Annotated in this window: 8 protein-coding genes; all 8 read right to left on the bottom strand. The window is 71.3% G+C overall.

The window, feature by feature from the left end; all coding sequences use genetic code 11:
- Nucleotides 1-160: 160 nt before the first annotated feature.
- Entirely contained in the window at nt 161-8317 is an 8157-nt protein-coding gene (locus ACIOD2_RS46880; protein ID WP_400552198.1) for a type I polyketide synthase, read from the bottom strand.
- A 163-nt stretch (nt 8318-8480) separates the two neighbouring features.
- A complete protein-coding gene (locus ACIOD2_RS46885; protein WP_400552200.1) occupies nt 8481-11216 on the bottom strand; it encodes an AAA family ATPase in 2736 nt (911 codons plus the stop codon).
- Nucleotides 11217-11613: 397 nt separating this feature from the next.
- Nucleotides 11614-12360 (bottom strand): TetR/AcrR family transcriptional regulator, encoded by a 747-nt coding sequence (locus ACIOD2_RS46890; protein WP_400552202.1) that lies wholly within the window; start codon nt 12358-12360, stop codon nt 11614-11616.
- 106 nt (nt 12361-12466) lie between these two features.
- The gene (locus tag ACIOD2_RS46895; protein WP_400552205.1) at nt 12467-13921 is read right to left on the bottom strand and encodes an MFS transporter; all 1455 of its coding nucleotides are present in this window, start codon (nt 13919-13921) and stop codon (nt 12467-12469) included.
- A gap of 225 nt (nt 13922-14146) precedes the next feature.
- Nucleotides 14147-14500, bottom strand: coding sequence for a nuclear transport factor 2 family protein (locus ACIOD2_RS46900; RefSeq protein ID WP_400552207.1), 354 nt, complete (start codon nt 14498-14500; stop codon nt 14147-14149).
- A complete protein-coding gene (locus ACIOD2_RS46905; RefSeq protein WP_400552209.1) occupies nt 14497-15729 on the bottom strand; it encodes a cytochrome P450 in 1233 nt (410 codons plus the stop codon). The genes ACIOD2_RS46900 and ACIOD2_RS46905 overlap by 4 nt, the downstream gene beginning before the upstream one ends.
- Before the next feature lie 9 nt (nt 15730-15738).
- A complete protein-coding gene (locus tag ACIOD2_RS46910) occupies nt 15739-17016 on the bottom strand; it encodes a cytochrome P450 (RefSeq protein ID WP_400552211.1) in 1278 nt (425 codons plus the stop codon).
- Complete coding sequence (locus ACIOD2_RS46915) at nt 17013-18734, bottom strand: acyl-CoA dehydrogenase family protein (RefSeq protein ID WP_400552213.1); 1722 nt, start codon at nt 18732-18734, stop codon at nt 17013-17015. The genes ACIOD2_RS46910 and ACIOD2_RS46915 overlap by 4 nt, the downstream gene beginning before the upstream one ends.
- Nucleotides 18735-18807 lie beyond the last annotated feature (73 nt).

Below are 18807 nucleotides of genomic sequence, written 5' to 3' on the forward strand. Positions count from 1 at the left end.
GCATCGGCCGGGCCGCCACGATCCTGCTACGGCACCACATCCGCTCGCACGCCCACGAACTCGGCTCTCACGCAGCCGCTTCCGGATCAGGACGATGCGGGTGCCGACCGCCGAACTGGCTGCGCACCGCGCTCGGGTCACCGATGACTCCTGAGTTCGCTCATCGAGCCGGCTCGTCCGGGTGGACGCCGGCCCTGGCGAGGCGGAGGAGCGCGTCGAGGTTCATCCCGTCGATGACGTCGACGTCCTGGTCGGGCTCGCCACCGGACTCCGCGACAGGCTCGGCCCGCGGGGGCTCCAGTTCGCCGGCGATCCTGGCCGCGAGCAGGTCCGGGGTCGGGTAGTCGAACACCATCGTCGCGGGCAACCGCAGCCCGGTCGCGCGGTTGAGGCGGTTGCGCAGTTCCACCGCCGACAGCGAATCGAAGCCCAGTTCCTTGAACCCACGCCGGACGTCAACGGTGGCGCCGGGCTGGTAGCTCAGCGCGGTCGCGACCTCGCTCCGGACCAGCTCGAGCACGGCTTTCCGGCGCTCCGCGGCGGGCAGCTCGGCGAGCCCCGTTTCCTTGGCCTGCGGCCGCGGAGTGGCGATACGCACCAGGCCACGGAACATCGGTGCCAGATCCGGTCCCAGCGCACGCAACTTCGCCGGGTCGAGCCGCAATGGCACCACCGACGGCAGGCCAAGGCCCAGCGCGGCGTCCAGTAGGGAGAGCCCCTCCGCCGAGGACAGTTCCCGCATGCCGGCTCGAGCCAGCCGGTTCCGGTCCGTGCTCGTCATCGCGGCGGCCATCCCGCCTTCGGCCCACGGCCCCCAAGCCAGGGCGGTCGCGGTCAGGCCCTGTTCGTGACGCCACCGGGCCAGCTCGTCGAGGAAGGAGTTGGCCGCAGCGTAACCCGCCTGCCCCGGGCCGCCGAGCACGCCCTGGATGGACGAGAACAGCACGAACGCCGAAAGGTTCAAGCCGGCCGTCAGCTCGTGCAGATGCCAGGCGGCGTCGGCCTTCGGGCCGAGCACGGCGTCCAAACGCGAAGCTGGGAGCGATTCTGCGACGCCGTCGGCAAGCACGCCGGCCGCGTGCACCACGGCGGTCAGGGGGTGCTCGGCGGGAACGCCGGCCAGCAGCTCGCGAACCGCGGCGCGGTCGGAGACATCGCAGGCGACCACGGTGGCGCCGGCGCCGAGCGACGCCAGTTCGGCGGTGAACTCGGTCATCCCGGGCGCGTCCGAGCCTCGTCGCCCGGCGAGCAGCAGGTGACGGACACCGTGCACAGCGGCCAGCTGCCTGGCCACCAGGCGGCCGAGCGCTCCGGTCGCGCCGGTGATCAGCACCGTGCCGTCGGCATCCCACGCCACCCTGGTGCCGGTGCCCGCCGTGCGGACCAGGCCCGGGACCGACACGGTGTCGCCGTGCACCGCGAACTGCGACTCCACCGATGCCAGCGCCGCTGCCATGGTCCCGCCGAGGTCCTTGGGCCGTTCTGGGCCGACGCCGATCTCCGCGAGCACAAAGCGGCCGGGATTCTCCGCCTGCGCGGACTTGACCAGGCCGCGCACGCCGGCGTGCGCGATGGTCTCGCCCGAGGTCACCACGACAAGTTGCGAGTGGACGAACCGGTCGTCGGCCAGCCACGCCTGCACCATCTCGAGCGCGGCGTGGGTCAGCTCCCGCCCAGCGGACGGCTCGGCGTCCGGAACCGGCCAGAACACAGTTCCGGCGCCGGGATCGATCGCGGCGAGATCGGCGAAGGTGCCGTCCGGCTCCAGCTCCGGCAGCTTCCCGCCGACCACGGCCCACCGTCCCTCGCGAGCCGCCCTCACCGTGGGCAACGGGCGCCAAGCGACCTGGTAAAGCGCATCGTGCGTAGGGGCGAGCGCGTCGGCGGAGACCGGCCGCAGAGCCAGCGACGCCACCGTCGCGACCGGCCGCCCGCTCATGTCGACCACCTCGATCGACACGGCGTCCGGCCCGGCGGGGCGGAGCCACGCCCGGACGGTGTTCGCGCCCGTGCGGTGGACCCGAACGCCGGTCCACGCGAACGGCAGCCTGGTCCGGCCCGTCGCCGGCAGCACGCCCAGCTCGATCCCGTGCAGCGCGGCGTCGAGCAGTGCCGGGTGCAGGCCGAACCGGCCGGCGTCGGAGCGGGCCGTTTCTGGCAGGCCCAGTTCGACGAATACCTCGTCTCCCCTGCGCCACGCGGACTTCAGGCCCTGAAACGCCGGCCCGTACTCGAACCCGCGGTCGGCGAGCGTGTCGTACCAGCCGTCCAAGGTGATCTGTTCGGCGCCGTCCGGCGTCCCGGTGAACGGCGTGGGTACCGCCGCCGGGTCCGGTTCGGCGAGCAGGCCGTCGGCGTGCCTCGTCCAAGGGGCGTCGTCGTCGAGTCTGGAGTGGATGGTCACCGCGCGGCAGCCGTCCTCGTCCGGCGCCGACACCGAAACCTGCACCTGTACATCGCCGGTGGGCGGAAGCACCAGCGGAGCCGCCAACGTCAGCTCGTCGACACCGGGACAACCGAGGCGGCCGCCCACGGTGGCCGCCAGTTCGACCAGCGCGGTGCCCGGCAGCAGCACCGAACCGAGGATCGAGTGATCGGCCAGCCAGGGATGGCTGTCCCGTGACAGCCTCCCAGCGGCCACGTAACCGTCCGAACCGGCGAGGGGCAGGCCCGCCGCCAGCAGGGGGTGGCCCATCTCGCCGAGGCCGAGCGCGGCCGGCGGTTCGGCGAGCCAGTACCGTTCGCGCTGGAACGGATAGGTCGGCAAGTCGACCACGCGAGCGCCGAGGCCGTCGAACACCTCGCTCCACCGAGGAGTTGTCCCGCGAACGTACAACCTCGCCACGGCGGTGGCGATGGCCGTCTCCTCGGGCGCGTTCCGCCGCAGCGCCGGAATCAGCTCCACCACGTCGTCCCCGGGCAGGCACTCCCGCGCCATCGAGGTCAGCACTCCGGCCGGCCCCAGCTCGACGAAGGTGTCGACGCCTTGTGCGCGCAGCGCGGCGATGCCATCACCGAACCGGACGGTGCCGCGGACGTGCTCCACCCAGTACTCCGGGCCGCTCACGTCGATCAGCTCGCCGGTCAAGGTGGAGACGATCGGGATGCCAGGTGCCGAATAGGCTAGTCCCGCGGCGATCTCGCCGAACTCGGCGAGCATGGGTTCCATCAGCGGAGAGTGGAAAGCGTGGCTGACACCGAGCCGCACGGTCCGGTGCCCGGTGGCTTCGAGTTCGCTCGTCAGGTCCGCGACGGCACCCGCCGCACCCGAGACGACGACCGCGGCCGGGCCGTTCACCGCGGCCACCGCGACGGAACTGTCCACCAGCAGCGCGCGCACCTCGGCCTCGGTCGCGTGGACCGCGGCCATCGCGCCACCTTCGGGCAACGCCTCCATCAAGCGGCCGCGCGCGGCGACCAGCGTGCACGCGTCGTCCAGCGAAAGCACCCCGGAAACGTGCGCGGCCACCAGTTCGCCGACCGAGTGGCCGGCGAGGAAGTCCGGAGTCAGGCCCCAGCTCTCAAAGAGCCGGAAGAGCGCCACCTCGAACCCGAACAACCCGGTCTGGGTGAACAACGTCCGATCCAGCTGCGCGGCGTGCTCCGCGTCGAACAGGACCGCGCGCAGCGAGCGGCCGACCAGCGGGTCCAGGCGGGCGCAGACAGCGTCGAGCGCGGCGGCGAACATCGGGAACCGCCCGTAGAGTGCGGCACCCATCCCGGATCGCTGGCTGCCCTGGCCTGTGAAGAGGAAGGCGGATTTCCCGCCGCGCCCCCGCTGCCCGGCATACACCCCCGCGGCTTCACGGCCACTCGCCAGTGCGGCGAGGCCCGCGGAAAGATCGTCCGGACCGGCTGCGACGACGGCGGCCCGGAAAGGCAGGCTTTCCCGGGTGGTCGCGAGGGAAAACGCCAGGTCGGCCACAGTAGACCCCTGGTGCGCCATCAGGTCACCGGCCGCCGCCCGCAGGGCCTCCTCGGTCGCGGCCGAGAGCACGAGCGGCACCACCGCGGACACGGGCGGCCCAGCAGGCGGGGGCTCGTCGGGGGTCTGTTCGAGGATGACGTGCGCGTTGGTCCCGCTGATCCCGAACGACGACACACCCGCCCGGCGCGCCCGGCCAGCCTCGGGCTCCCACGGCACCGCCTCGGTCAGCAGGGAGAGGGCACCGGACGACCAGTCGACGTGGTCGCTCGGGCGGTCGACGTGCAGGGTGCGCGGCAGCGTCCGGTGCCGCAGCGCGAGCACCATCTTCATCACCCCGGCGGCCCCCGCGGCCGCCTGGGTGTGCCCGATGTTCGACTTGAGGGAGCCTAGCCGCAACGGGCGACCGGCCGGCCGGTCGCGGCCGTACGTGGCCAGCAGCGCCCCCGCCTCGATCGGGTCGCCGAGCCGGGTCCCGGTGCCGTGCGCCTCGACGACGTCGACATCGGCCGGTCCGAGACCGGCGTCGGCGAGCGCCGCGGTGATCACCCGCTGCTGCGCGGGGCCGCTCGGCGCGGTCAGGCCGTTGGACGCGCCGTCCTGGTTCACGGCGGTCCCGCGCACCAGTGCGAGCACGCGGTGCCCGTGGCGCCGCGCGTCGGACAGCCGCTCGACCAGGAGCATGCCCGCGCCTTCGGCCCAGCCTGTGCCGTCGGCGGCCGCGGCGAACGGTTTGCACCGCCCGTCGGCGGACAACCCGCGCTGGCGGCTGAACTCGCGGAACATGAACGGCGACGCGAGCACGGTCACCCCGCCGGCCAGCGCGAGGTCGCATTCGCCGTGGCGCAGCGAACGGACGGCGAGGTGCAGGGCCACCAGGGACGACGAGCAGGCGGTGTCGACGGTGACCGCCGGGCCTTCGAGGCCGAACGTGTAGGCGATCCGGCCAGACGCGACGCTGCCCGCGCCGCCGGTGAGTCGATAGCCCTCGACACCGTCGGGCAGCCGGGTCAGACCGGTGCCGTAGTCGTGGTACATCAGCCCGGTGAAGACACCGGTACGGCTGCCGCGGACGGACGCGGGGGTGATCCCGGCGCGTTCGAACGCCTCCCACGACGTCTCCAGCAGCAGCCGCTGCTGCGGGTCCATGGCCAGCGCCTCGCGCGGCGAGATGCCGAAGAAGCCGGCGTCGAAGTCCGCGGCGTCGTACAGGAACCCGCCCTGCAGCGAGTAGGACGTGCCGGGGTGATCCGGGTCGGGATCGTAGAGCGCGCCGAGGTCCCAGCCACGGTTGTCGGGGAACCCGGACACGGCGTCGACCTCTTGGTCGACGAGGTCCCACAGCTCCTCCGGCGATCGGACGCCGCCGGGGAATCTGGCGCTCATACCGACGATCGCAATCGGTTCCGCCGGCCCGGCACTGACTGCGGCGGCGGCCGGCGCGGCCGTGGCGCCGGACAGCTCGCCGGCGATGTGGTCCACCACGGCGTCGACGGTCGGCCGGTCGAACACGAGCGTCGTGGGCAGGCTGAGACCGGTGGCCGCGCTCGTCCGCTCGCTCAGCTCGACCCCCATGGCCGAATCGAAGCCGAGGTCGCGGAACGTCCGGCCGGACTCGACGTCGTCGGCCGCGCCGTATCCGGCGACCACCGCGACCTCGGTGCGGACCAGCGCTGAGAGCACCTCACGACGCCGCGAGGGATCGAGCCCGGTCAGCTCGGCCCACAGTGGACCCCCGACCGCGACCGGCGTGGCCGCCGCCTTCGGAGCGTCGGCGGCGGCCGGCTCAGGGACAGCAGTGTCGAGCCAGTGCCGCGTCCGCCGGAACGCGTAGGTCGGCAACGAGACCGGTGGCGCCGGGGTGAAACGCGTCGTCCAGTCGACGGGCACCCCACGGACGTGGAGGCGGGCCAGCGCGGTCAGCAGGGTGCCGATTTCGGAACGATCGCGCCGGGCGGCCGGCACGAACTCCGCGGCCGGCACCGCCCCCGCGGACATTGAATCCCTGGCGAGCGAGCCGAGCACCGCGTCCGGGCCGGCTTCCACGTAGGCCGAGATCCCCAGTCGTTCGGTGGCCCGGATGCCGTCGGCGAACCGGACGGCCTCCCGGACGTGCGTGACCCAGTAACCAGGGTCCGTCATCTCACCGGCGGTCGCGAGGCGGCCGGTCACGTTCGACACGATCGGCACCCGCGGCTCCGCGTAGGACAGATCCGCCGCGACGGCACGGAACTCGTCGAGCATGCCGTCCATGTGCGGCGAATGGAACGCGTGACTGACCCGCAACTTGGTCGTCCTCCTGCCCTTCGCCCGCCACCGCCGTTCCAGGTCGAGAACCGCCGCGGCGTCGCCGGAGATCACCACCGACGACGGACCGTTCACCGCCGCGACCGACACGTCGTGCGGGATGGGCAGCAGTTCCGCTTCGCTCGCCTGGATCGCCACCATGGCGCCGGTCGGCGGCAGGGCTTGCATCAACCTGCCCCGGGCCGCCACCAGGACCGCGGCGTCCGGCAGCGAAAGCACCTCCGCGACGTGCGCGGCCGCCAGCTCGCCGATGGAATGACCGATGACGACGGCCGGCTCGACCCCGTGCGACCGCAGGAGCTCGGCCATCGCGACTTCGAACGCGAACAGCGCGGCCTGTGCGTACCCGGTCTCCTCGAGCGGCGACGGTTCGGCGGTGCCGAACATCAGCTCGCGCAGGGGCCGGTCCAGGTGGCCGTCGAGCTGTTCGCACACCGCGTCCAGCGCACGCGCGAAGGCCGGGAACGCGCCGTAGAGCTCCCGTCCCATGCCCGGACGCTGACTGCCTTGGCCGCTGAACAGCAACGCGGTCCCGCCGGCCGCTTTCTGGCCGGTGAACAGGTTTCGGGCGCTGCCCCCGCCGCCGAGAACACCGAGGCCGGCCACCAGTTCCGCGGTGTCCGACACGACCAGCGCGGCCCGGTGGTCGAAGTGGGTCCGCCCGGTGGCGAGGGATCGGGCGACATCCACGACGTCGAGTACGGGGTCACCGGCGAGCCGGTCGGCCAGCCGGGCGGCCTGCGCGCGCAACGCCTCGTCCCCGCGGCCGGACAGCGGGACCACCACGGGTCCCGGAAACTCGTTGCCGGGCAGCGGAACCGGGACATGGTCGCCGAGCACGAGGTGGCAGTTCGTGCCGCCCATGCCGAACGAGCTGACACCGGCGAGCAGCTCGCCGGGTGCTGCGGGCAGCGCCGTGGCCGTGTCGTTGACCCTCAGGTTCAGCGCATCCGGATCGATGAGCGGGTTCGGCGTCCGGAAGTTCAAGCTGGCCGGGAAAACGCGCCCCGCCACCGACAGCACGGCCTTGATCAGCCCCGCGATCCCGGCCGCACCCTCCAGGTGACCGATGTTGGTCTTCACCGAGCCCACCGGCAGCGGAGCGCCCGCCGGCCGTGCGCCGCCCAGCACCGCGCCGAGCGCGGCCGCCTCGACCGGGTCACCGGCCGGCGTGCCCGTACCGTGCAACTCGACGAAGGCGATGTCACCGGGCGCTACCCTGGCATCGGCGTACGCGCGGCGCAGAAGGTCCCGCTGGCCCTGCTCGTCCGGCGCGGTGAGGGTGTCGCCACCGCCGTCGTTGTTGACCGCCCCACCCCGGATCACGCAGTACACCCGGTCACCGTCGGCGACAGCTCGCCGCACCGTCTTCAGCACGACCATCCCGCCGCCTTCGCCGCGGACATACCCGTTCGCCCTGGCGTCGAACGCGTAACACCGCCCGTCGGGTGAAAGCGCGCCGAACCGTTGTGCCAGCAGGAATCCTTCGGGACCGAGGTTCAAGCTCACGCCGCCGGCGAGCGCGACTTCGCTGTCGCCGTCCAGCAGGCTCCGGCAGGCCGAGTGCACGGCCACCAGCGAAGACGACTGCCCGGTGTCCACCACAATGCTCGGCCCGCGCAGGCCGAGCGCGTACGACACCCGGTTGGCGATGAGACTGCGGTGCTGCCCGGTGAGCGAATGCTGCGTGACGGGCGAGTCCGCGGCGAGTTTCGCGTAGTCGTCCCAGATCGCGCCAAGGTGCACGCCGACCGGGCCACCCCGCAGGTCGGCGGGCACGATGCCGGCGTCCTCCAGCGCCTCCCACGCGAGTTCCAGAGCCAGCCGCTGCTGCGGGTCCGCCGCGGCGGCCTCCCGGGGCGAGATCCCGAAGAACGCGGCGTCGAAACCGCCGACATCGTCGAGGAACCCGCCGCGGAAGCCGGCTCCGGCACGACCGGGCGGGGGATCGGCGATCGCCTCGACGCCGCTGGTGAGCAGCCGCCAGTAGGCGCGCGGATCCGGCGCGCCGGGAAACCGGCAAGCGAGGCCGACCACGGCGATCTCCCGGCCGGGGGCGGGGGCAGGCGGGCTGGTCGTGGTCATCTCCGGACTCCTCGCCCGCTCGGGAAGAAACAACAGGTGGCCGCGAAAGGCGCTGCGGGACGTTCGGCAGCGGGCGCTTCCGGCCAGGCCAACGCTACGAAAGGGGCGAGGGGCGGCCCAACCCTTGCCGCCCCTTACCGTCCCCCTAGAACCCGGCCGTCGCTCAGGCCGAAAGCACGTCGGCACCGTGCAGCTCGACCCGGCTCTTCACCTTGAGCTTGCGGTAGATCTGGGTCAGGTGCTGTTCCACTGTGCTCACCGTGATGAACAACTTGCCGGCGATCTGGCGGTTGGTCAGCCGCCGCGCGACGAGCACCGCGACCCGGCGTTCGGCGTCGCTCAGCTCGTCCACCGCCGACTCGGCCGGCAGCCCCGGCCACGGCTCTTCGGCGAAGTCCGGCCCGTGTCGCTCGAACTCGGGTGACCGGTCCAATGCGCCCGTGATGCCGCCTGTGATGCCGCACTGCCGAGCGATGTGCTGTGCCCTGTCCAGCATCACCCGGGCCCGACCGGCGTCACCGAGAGCCTGGTGGGTCCGGCCGAGATCAGTCAGCGCGTGGGCGAACTCCAGCCGCTCGTCGTAGCCCTGCAACGCGTCGACCGCCTTGTTCAGTAACGCGGGCCGCTCGGCCAGTTCACTCGTGGCCGCCAGGACGCGCAACGACACCGCCCGCGAGCCGGTGCCCGCCGGGCAGCACAACCGCAGCTGTTCGGCGGCCAGCGCGTGCGCGCGCGACACCTGGCCGAGGCACAGCAACGCCTTCGCCGCGTCCGTGCGCCACGGCACCAGGGCCGGCAGGTCCATCGCCCACTTCGTCATCAGCCTGCCGACGAGCTGGAACTCCTCGAACGCCGCGTCGAACCGGCCGGCCGCGTGGTGGTACAGGCCGCGAGCGCGCAGGTATCCGAGCCCGAACGGCGTGCGGTACATCGCCTCCGGCACCGGGGCCTGCATCAGCTCCGCGGCCGCGTCGAGCGAACCGAGCGCCGTGCTGGCCTGGAGCAGTACGCCCATCGCGATCCCGATGCCGACACCCCAGCTCCGACCCGGCACCGCGGTCAGCGCCGTCCGCGCACTCGTCTCCGCGAGCCGCAGGTCACCGCGCCTGATGGCGATTTCCGCCCGCAGTGCGCTGAACAGCCCACGCCACGTCTGCTCGTGCGCTTCGGTCGCCTCCCCGACCAGCAACTCGCACCAGAAGTCGGCCGACGGCAGCCGCTCGGTGAGGATGAGCGTGATGAGCGAGACCACGTTGGGCATCAACGTCCGCTCGTCGAGCCGCGACACCCGCAGCACCTGTTCGGCGCCCGCGATGACCCGCACTCCGGCCCCACCCGCGAAAACGCCTTCCAGGAGGGACGTCGCGTGCAGCCACAGGTTCGCGCTGACCGAGTCCTCGCCGGCCGGCCGGACGTCGGCGGAAACGCCGGACGGCGGCGGATAGAGGTACTCGGACAACGTCCGGAGCGAACGCAGCCGGGCGGCCGCGTGGGGCGAGAGCTGCGCCGACGACCGGTCCAGCTCGCCGAGCACCTCGCGAGCGGCGTCGTCGTGCCCGAACCACAGCAGCCAGTTCACCGGCGCGAACGCGTGCCGGGCGTCGAGGAAGCCACCGCGTACCGCGGCGGTCACCGCGTCCACGTGCCGCATCGCGCCGGCCGGGTTCGACCGCCATTCCACGCGAGCGAGCATCGCCGCGGTCGCGGCCCGCTGCCATTCGTCGGCGTCCGAGCGCAGCACCAGCTGCAGGCAGTCGAGCGCCAGGTCGACGTCACCGTCCACAAGGGCCTGTTCCGCAGTCTCGTGCAGCGCCGAAATCGCCCACGTGTCCTCGGCGGCGCCCGCGTTCAGCAGGTACCGGGCCACGACGCCGGCCGACGCCCGTTTCGCGTTCAGCGACGCCGCCGCGCGCAGGTACAGCGCGCGGCCACTCGGTTCGTCGATCGACCGCAGCACCGCCGCGCTGCCCTCGGGATGCCTGAACCGGCCGTTGCCGAGGATTCCGATCACGTTGAGCGACTGCAGGGCCCTCGCCGCGACTTCGGGTTCGACGCCGACCAGCTCGGCCGGATCGGTCCCCTCGGGCAGCACCGCGACGCCTCTCGCGACGTCGAACAGCACCGGCTCACCGCGGCACAGGCAAGCGAGCACGGCTTCCCGGTAGCAGGCACCGACGCGCACTTCGTCCAGTTCATCCACTCCGGACCCGCGGGAGGCGTGGTTGTCGTCGAGAAGTCCGCGCAGCAGCAATGGATTACCTCCGGTGAAGGCGTGGGCGTCGGCAGCGAACCGCCGTGCGAACGCCACCGGCAGTTCCGCGGCCAGCGCGGCCCCCACTCCCCGCGCGGACAGCATGTCCAGCCGGAGGTGGCGGCACCGCCCGTCCCGGAGCAGTTCCGCCCGCGGCAGCGGGAGCCGAGAGACGACGCCTGCCGATTCCGTGAACACCACGAGTACCTTCGCCGATCGCAGCCTGCGCACGAGAAAGAGCAGGCACTGCCACGAGGCCGCGTCCGCGTGATGCGCGTCGTCGACGCAGATGACCAGCGGTGCCTCGAGACTGTCGGCCAGGTCCAGGAGCGGGCGGCACAGCTCGAGCACCACCGGCGCCGACAGCCGCTGCCCCGGGATGGCCTCTCCGGCAGGCAGTGCCGGCAGGCCCGCCGCGCGCATCAGTTCGCTCAGCACACCAAGCGGCAGATCCTGTTCCGACGGCGAACCCGAAGCATTCAGGAATTTCGCACCCGCGCGCGCCGCGCGTTCGGTGAACGCGTTCAGCAAAGCGGTCTTGCCGCTCGCGACCGGGCCGGTGATCAGCGCGGCCCGGCCCTCCCCGTCTTGACATCTCGCGATCAGCTCGGACAGCTGGGATATGTGTTCTTCCCGTTCATACAACATGGACGATGACTCGCCTCCCCCGGCGAAAGACCCGCGACGCTCCACGGGTTACCGCGATCACGTCAGGTCCTCGGCCGGGACCATGGACGTCGACAGACGATCGCTTCCTACTGGCAGCCTTGGCGCTCCCCCGATACCCAGTGTTGCACTCACCGAGTTCTCGGCCAACCCGCCTTGACCTGCGTTGAACCGCGTGAGCGCGTGATGTGCGGCACAGAATTCGGCGTTGAATGGACGCCTGGCATGAGGCGCCGACAAAAGAAACCGAACCGGCGTGCGCGAATCGGCTTTACCTTTACGGGAAAGCCGTCACCGGACTACACGGCGTTCAGCGATACCACACCACACAGTAGCGGAACACCGTAAAGTGTCAAGATCCCCGGCCGCGCCAGGCGCGTCAGGACTTCGCGCGGCGGGCGGGACGTCGGCCGCGCGGCGGTGCCGGGGTGAGGCCGAGCGCGCGGACGAGGTCCGCGATCTCGCCGCGGTACAACGTCTCCGGGTCCTGGATCTGGGTCAGCAAGTGGCCATACACCTGGAGCGACACCAGCCCGTGCAGACGGCCCCAGACGCGCATCGCGAGCGCGACACCGGCGGGCGGAAGCTCGGGGAACGCCTCCTTGACCAGGGCGGCGAAACCGGGGTCGAAATCGGACCAGCGGTGGCCGTCGGCCGGATAGAGGTGCTGAGCGTGCACCCACGCCCCGGCGACGACACTGGTGAGCGCGCCGCAGACGCGGTGCTCGGCCTCCGCGATCGCACCACCGGGCGGCACCTGGTAATCCGGCGCCGGATCACCGTAGATGAGCCGGAACTTCTGCGGGTTGGCCGTGGCCCACGCCCAGTACGCCTCGCCGTAGGCCTGCACCTTGGCCGCTGGGTCGTCCGGGGCGGCCGCGAGCGAGCCTTCGAGCATGTCGGCCAGGTGGTTGTACACGTCGGCGACGAGCGCGGTGATCAGGTCGTCGCGCGTGTCGTAGTAGCTGTAGATGGCGCCTGCCGTCATTCCCATCTCGCGAGCGATCGCGCGCAGCGACACGGCGGCGGTGCCGTTGGCCGCCATGTGCTCAAGCGCGATCGTCTTGATCTCTTCAGCGGCCTCGGCACGAAGACGCTCCCGCCGGGTCTGCTTAAGGGCTGGCATACCTCGAATGGTAACAGCCGTGGAGTGGCAATACAGCATGCAGAGTCTGAGCGGTGCTCACCGAAACGACGGGTCTGCCGTGGCAGACCCGTCGCCCGGTTTCCGCCTACGCTTCCACGTCGGAGGTGTCCTGCCGCGACGGCACCTCCGCCGAGGCCGCCGCCTTCTGCTTGCGCACCAGCAGGACGAGGAAGCCACCGACCACGGTGGCGGCACCGGCGACCAGCAACGCCGTACGGAGACCGTCGACGACGGCGGACGGCGACGGTCCGGCGGAGAAGTCGAGCCCGGCGTTGGCGATCGCGATCAGCGCCGCGAGCCCGATCGCGCCGCCGATCTGCTGCGACGTCGTGGCCAGAGCGGACGCGGTCCCCTGGTCACCGGGCTCGACACCGGACGCCGCGGCTGCGTACATGGCCGGGAACGTGGTGCCACCGCCGATGCCCCAGATCACCAGCCCGGGCAGGACCATCCAGAACGAGCCGTCGGTGGCCAGGCCGACCGCCAGCAGCACCATGCCGGCACCGTTGATCACCATGCCGATCAGCAGGGTCGTCCGGATGCCGAACCGGCCGATCAGCGGCGCGGTCAGCTTCAGCGACGCCGTCGCGGAGATGATCGTCAGCGGCACGAACGCGAGCCCGGCGGACAGCGCGCTGTAGCCCAGCACGTTCTGCATGTAGGTCGTGAACAGGTAGTACGCGCCGCCGAGTGAACTCTGGAACACCAGGATCACCAGCATCGACATCAGCAGGCCGCGGTTGGCGAACAGCCGCATCGGCACCAGCGGATCCCGCGTGTTCCGTTCGACGAGCACGAACACCCCGAGCAGGACCACGCCGGCGACCAGCGCACCGGCACTGCGGATCGAGCCCCAGCCCGCCTCCGGGCCACTGACGAGCCCGAACACCAGCAGCGACGAGCCTGCCGTCGCGATGATCGCGCCGAGGACGTCGAAGCCGCCTTCGCCACGGCTCCGCGGGTCCGCGCCGAGCACCACCGGCGCCAGCGCCGCAAGGGCCAGCGCCAGAGGGACCATCACGAACAGCACCCACTGCCAGCCCCACGCGTTGGTGAGCACGCCGCCGAGCAGCGCACCCGCGGCGAGGCCGCCACTGCCCGCGGAGCCCCACACGGCGAGCGCCTTGTTGCGAGATGCCCCTTCGGCGAAGTTCGTGTTGATCAGCGCCAGCGTCGCGGGACTGAGCAGCGCGGCACCGAGGCCCTGCACGGCGCGGGCGCCGATGAGCAGGCCGGGGTCGGTCGCGAACCCGCCGGCCAGCGACGCGCCACCGAACAGGACCAGGCCGATCATGAGGATCCGGCGAGCACCCAGCCGGTCGGCCGCACGGCCGCCGAACATCAGGAACCCGCCGAAGCCGACGGCGTAGGCGGTGACGACCCATTGCAGGTTCTGCGGGGTGAAGCTGAGCGCGCGGCCGATGTCGGGCAACGCGACGTAGACGATGTTGTAGTCCACTGCGACCAGGAACTGGCCGAGCGCGAGCAGCGCGAGCCGGGGCCCGACACGCTGCTGCGGCTGGGAGGCGGGAGCTACCACGGGTTCTGCTCTTTTCTTCTAAGGAGGCCGGCGTCGGCGTACAGGAGATCTCTGCATGGCGTTCGAACACTACACGGTGTTCAGTAATAGCGTAGCTAATAGTGTCCGAACGCCGTTTCGGTGTCAAGCCGCGCCCCGGAACGCCGCCCGGCCGGCCGTGAAACCACCACGACCGGCCGGGCAGGCAAGGACTCGAGAGAATTCGAGGAGGAAACGACGATCGGATCAGTCGAAGAAGCCGTACACCTGACGGATGCGCCCGTTCTCGAAGACCATCGCGTCGTAGCCGGTGGCGACCGCGCCGGTCCCGTCCTGGTTGCCTAGCCGCCAGGTGAACAGGGCAGTGCCGTGATGTTCGTCGACGAAGCGGCCCAGCGTGAACACCAGCCCGCCGAACTTCTCGCGTTCCGTACCGAGGTACTCGGCGAAGGCGTTCCGGCCGGTCACTTCGGCGTTCGGATCGACGTAACCGCCGTTCTCGGTGAAAATGGCTTCGACCGTCGTGCGGCGTGGTCCCTCTTCCGGTTCGTTCCACGCATCCAGGTATCGCTGCACGAGGTTCTCGACGGTCTCGCTCATCGCACCGCACCCAGCACGACCGGCAGCTCGGCCAGGCTGCGGATGGCGAGCGCGCCGTTCGTCCTCGGCTCGTCGGTGGCCAGTGTGATGTCGCGGCGCACGAGCGCGGTGAGCACCACTTGGCTGACCAGCCGCGCCACCGGCGCGGCGACGCAGAAATGGATGCCGTGCCCGAAGCCGAGGTTCCGGCTCGCCGGCCTGGCCAGGTCGAGCCGGTCCGGATCGTCGTAGACGGCCGGGTCCCGGTGGCCCGCGCCCAGGAGCATGAACACCTCCGAGCCCTCGGCCACCGCCACCCCGCCGATTTCGGCGTCGGCCAGCGCGGTACGGCTGACGATCTGCACCGCCGTGTCGAAGCGCAGCAGTTCCTCGACCGAAGCGACCGCCTTGTCCGGGTTCGCCCGGAACCACGCGAGCTGGTCGGGGTGGCGAAGCAGGGCGAACGCGGCGAGCCCCATCATCGCCTGCGGCGCACTGAACCCCGGGAGCATGATATTCATGGCCGTGGTCAACACTTCGGTCTCGGTGAGCCGCTGGCCGTCCTTCTCCGCGACGACCAGTTCGCTCATCAGGTCGTCCGCCGGTTCCTTGCGGCGCAGCGCGATCATCTCCCGGCCGACGTCGGCCATCCCGGTCCGGAGCCGGTTGCGCGCGTCGATCGCCTCCTGCGGCATGCTGTATTCCGGGTCTAGCCCGCGGCCGCCGTCCGTGGCCAGTTCGATCGACTTCTCCAGGTGCTCGTCCGGTACCCCCATCAGGGTGTTCATCACGTAGGCACCCAGCGGGCGGAACACCGCCGGGGCGAGGTCCACCACCCCGCCGGCGGCCTGCTCGCACACCTGCTTGATCAGCTCCTCGGCGAACTGGTGCGCCTTGGGCCGGATCCGCTCCACCAGCCGGGGTGTGAACGATTTCGATACCAGCGAACGGATCCGCGTGTGGTCCGGGGGGTCCATGAACATGAACGCGCGCCGGGGGCCTTCGTCGGTCGGCATCATCCCTTCCATGGCACCGATACCGTTGCCGCGGCCGAGCTTCGGGTCGGCCAGCGCCGCTGATATCTCGGAAAAGCCGAGCAGTGCGACGCCGGCCTGCGTCGGCACGATCGAGCCGGACTCCTCACGGATCCGGCGGAACACCGCGTACGGATCGGCGTGGAACCCCGGGTCCCACGGGTCGTACGGCAGCGCGCCACTCGTGGCCGCGGCCGGGGTCTCGGTGTCGGTCATCGTTTCTCCTCATCGCTTGCGGTCACGGCCGGCGGGCACGAGCTCGACCGGCATCTCCAGCGGCACGGTGTGCTTGTTGTTGGGCGCCCAGACCACCGAGCCCGCCTGGCGGACCTCGGCGACCCGGTCGAGCAGCGTCTCCAGGAGCACGCGGATTTCCAGCCGACCGAACTCCTCGCCGAGGCAGTGGTGGATGCCAGCGCCGAAAGACAGGTGCGGATTGGGGGTGCGCCGGATGTCGAAAGCAGACGGACGGCGGAACACGTCCTCGTCGCGGTTGGCCGAAGGCCACCACAGCGTGACCTTGTCCCCGGCCTTGATCCGCTTGCCGTGCAGCACGATGTCTTCGGTGGCGGTGCGGCGGTTGTAGGGGTTGGGCGGGCACCAGCGCAGGATCTCCTCGATGGCGCCAGGCAGCAGTGACCGGTCCCGCCGCAGTGCCCACCATTGCTCCGGATGCCGCGCGAGTGCCAGCACCCCGCCGGCGATCGTGTTGCGAGGCTGTTCGAGGCCGGTGATGAGCAGCAGCACGATGTTCGCTTCGCGCTCGTACCGGGACGGCTGTCCGACGCCGTCGGTGGCCGCGCGCACGATCGTCGACGCGACGTCCGCACCGGGATTCGCGAGCTTGCGCACCAGCAACTGTTCGAAGTACTTCCGCATGGCGTGGAAGATCCCCGCCGAAAACTCGTCCGGCTCGCCGGTCTTCCGGTTGACGAAGCCGAGGGCACCGTGCACCCATCCGGTCAGCTGGTCCCAGTCCTCGCTCGGCGCCCCGAGCAGCAGCGCCACCGCCCGCAGGGCGAACGGCTCGGAGACGTCCACCACGAAGTCGGCCCCGCCACGGGCCACGGCGGAATCGACGAGCCCGGCCGCGATCGTCCGCAGCCGGAGTTCCCGGGACCGGACGGCGACCCCGGTCATCGCCGGGGCGAGCATGCGCTTGAACTCGTCGTGCCGCGGATCGTCCATCATCGCGAACAGGACCCCGGCGTGCACGCCCATCGGCAGGTCTTCCAGGTGCGACCCGCCGCCGGCCCGGCCGGGCCCACCCTGCGCGGAGAACTCCGGGGCAGCCGCCGCGGCCACGATGTCGGCATGCCTGGTGAGCACCCAGAAACCCTCGCCGTCGGCGCTCCGGCCTGGCGGGTGGAACAGCACCGGCGCCTCGGCCCGAAGCCGCGCGAACACCTCGTAGGGCACACCGCCGGCGAACCTCGACTGGTCGGTCAGGTCGAACCCGCCGAGCACCTCGGGTAGGTCGGTGGCAGATCCCGTTGCGCTCATTGACTTTCCTCCCCTCCGGTTCCGGCGCCACTGTCCTCACCGGACATCAGCAACCGGCTCAGCTCCGCGTAGCCGGGCTCGTCCCCCGCGGTCACCCGGTGCCACAGGTCGGCGACCCGGTGCCAGGCTTCGGCGCAGTAGACGTCCGTGAGCCGGCGCCCAAGGTCCCGCTCGTCGCCGGAGAGGGTGGCCGTACGCGCCAGCGAGACGAACACCGTGAACAGTTCCGCGGCGAGCCTGGCCAGCAGGATCAGCAGGTGCTCCCGGGCCAGCAGCCGGTCCGGCTCCGGGTGACCGCGCACCAGGTCGTAGCAGAAACGGTGGAACCGCCGAAGCTCCCGGGCCAGCTTGTCCTTGTGCCCCCCGCTGCCCGCGGACCCCGTCTCCCGATCGGAGATGTCCGAAGCTTCCGGGGAGGACAGCCTGATGTGGGTGTCGAGTGTCGCGGGATCCAGTTCGGTGTACAGCTCGGTCAGCAGCAGCCGGGCGGCCTGGTTGTCGAGCTGAAAGTCGATGTTGCCCGCGATCCGCAATCCCCTGGCGTCACGGAAGATCCGCTCCATCGGGATCTCCGGCGCGCCGCGGCGGCGCTTGCTCACCACCGTCTCGAAACCTTCGCCGCCCAGCAAGGACATCGTCCGGTCCACCGCCCGCCACGCAGCCGTGACGCAGATGTTCTTGGCCAGGAACCGGTCGAACCAGCGATCGGTCAGTTCGTCGCCCTCGAGGCTCCACCGCGCCACGCTTTCCATCGCATACGCCTCCGCGGCCGTCGCGGTGACCATCCGCTGGATCTCGTCGTAGGCGCCGAGCGCGAGCCCGTCGATCCGCCGCCGTGCCACGAACTCCCGTGACCACCCGGCACACGACTTCGTCAGCGCCAAGGCCGGTGCCGCGGTGAAGTAGAGCCTGCCGACCAGCGCGCTCATGGCGATCAGCGGCGGCATCCGGCTGCCGTCCTCGTGCACCAGAACGTGCTCCGCGGGCACTCGCACACCGTCGAACCGCAGCGACGCGTTCGGCAGGCCGTGGCTGCCCATGAACTCCACACTGGACGAGACGCTGAACCCCGGGTCCGAGGCGTCCACGAAACAGACGCACACCCGTGGCGGGCCGTCGTCAGTGATCGTCGCCGACACCCCGAGCAGGTCTGCGATCGTGCCATGCCCGATGAAAAGCTTTTCCCCGCTCAGCACGTACGCGGAGCCGTCGTCGACCGGCGTCGCGGTCAGCCCGGGACGGCGGTTGTTGTGCCCGTCGGGTTCGGTCTGCCCGAAACCGGAGAACACCCCGTCCCGGACGCGATCCCGCAGGTAGTCGAGCAACGGTCCGGCGGGAACGGCGGGTAGCAGCGCGGCGACGCCGACGCCGTTGGCGATCCCGAGCACCTGGCCGACCGGAACCGACCAGCTCGCCGCGCTTTCGACGGCACGGAAGGTCTGGTAGCGCGAAAGCGCCCGCCCACCGAGGTCGGATCCGTTGGCCAGCTTGAGATAGCCGCGGTCCCGCAGGCCGGTAAGCAGCCCGACGGGCAGTTCCCTGGTGCGGTCCAGCTCGTCGGGATCGACGTGGGACCGCACGTGGGCCAGCACGTCCGCGGCGATGGCGTCACCGTCACGGTGCTCTTGCGCGGATTCGACGGGAAAGGCCGAAAAGACGTCCTGGCGGAGCCGGCCGGATCGCAGGCAGTCGAGTATGGTCGGCACCGCTGGGCTCACGGGAACCCCCCTTTCCTCGTTTCGACGCTATGAGGGGGCAACCCCTACCGCCAACCCCGAAACCGCGCCCCGG

Source organism: Amycolatopsis sp. NPDC088138 (assembly GCF_044741685.1).
In the GTDB taxonomy this organism is placed as follows: domain Bacteria; phylum Actinomycetota; class Actinomycetes; order Mycobacteriales; family Pseudonocardiaceae; genus Amycolatopsis.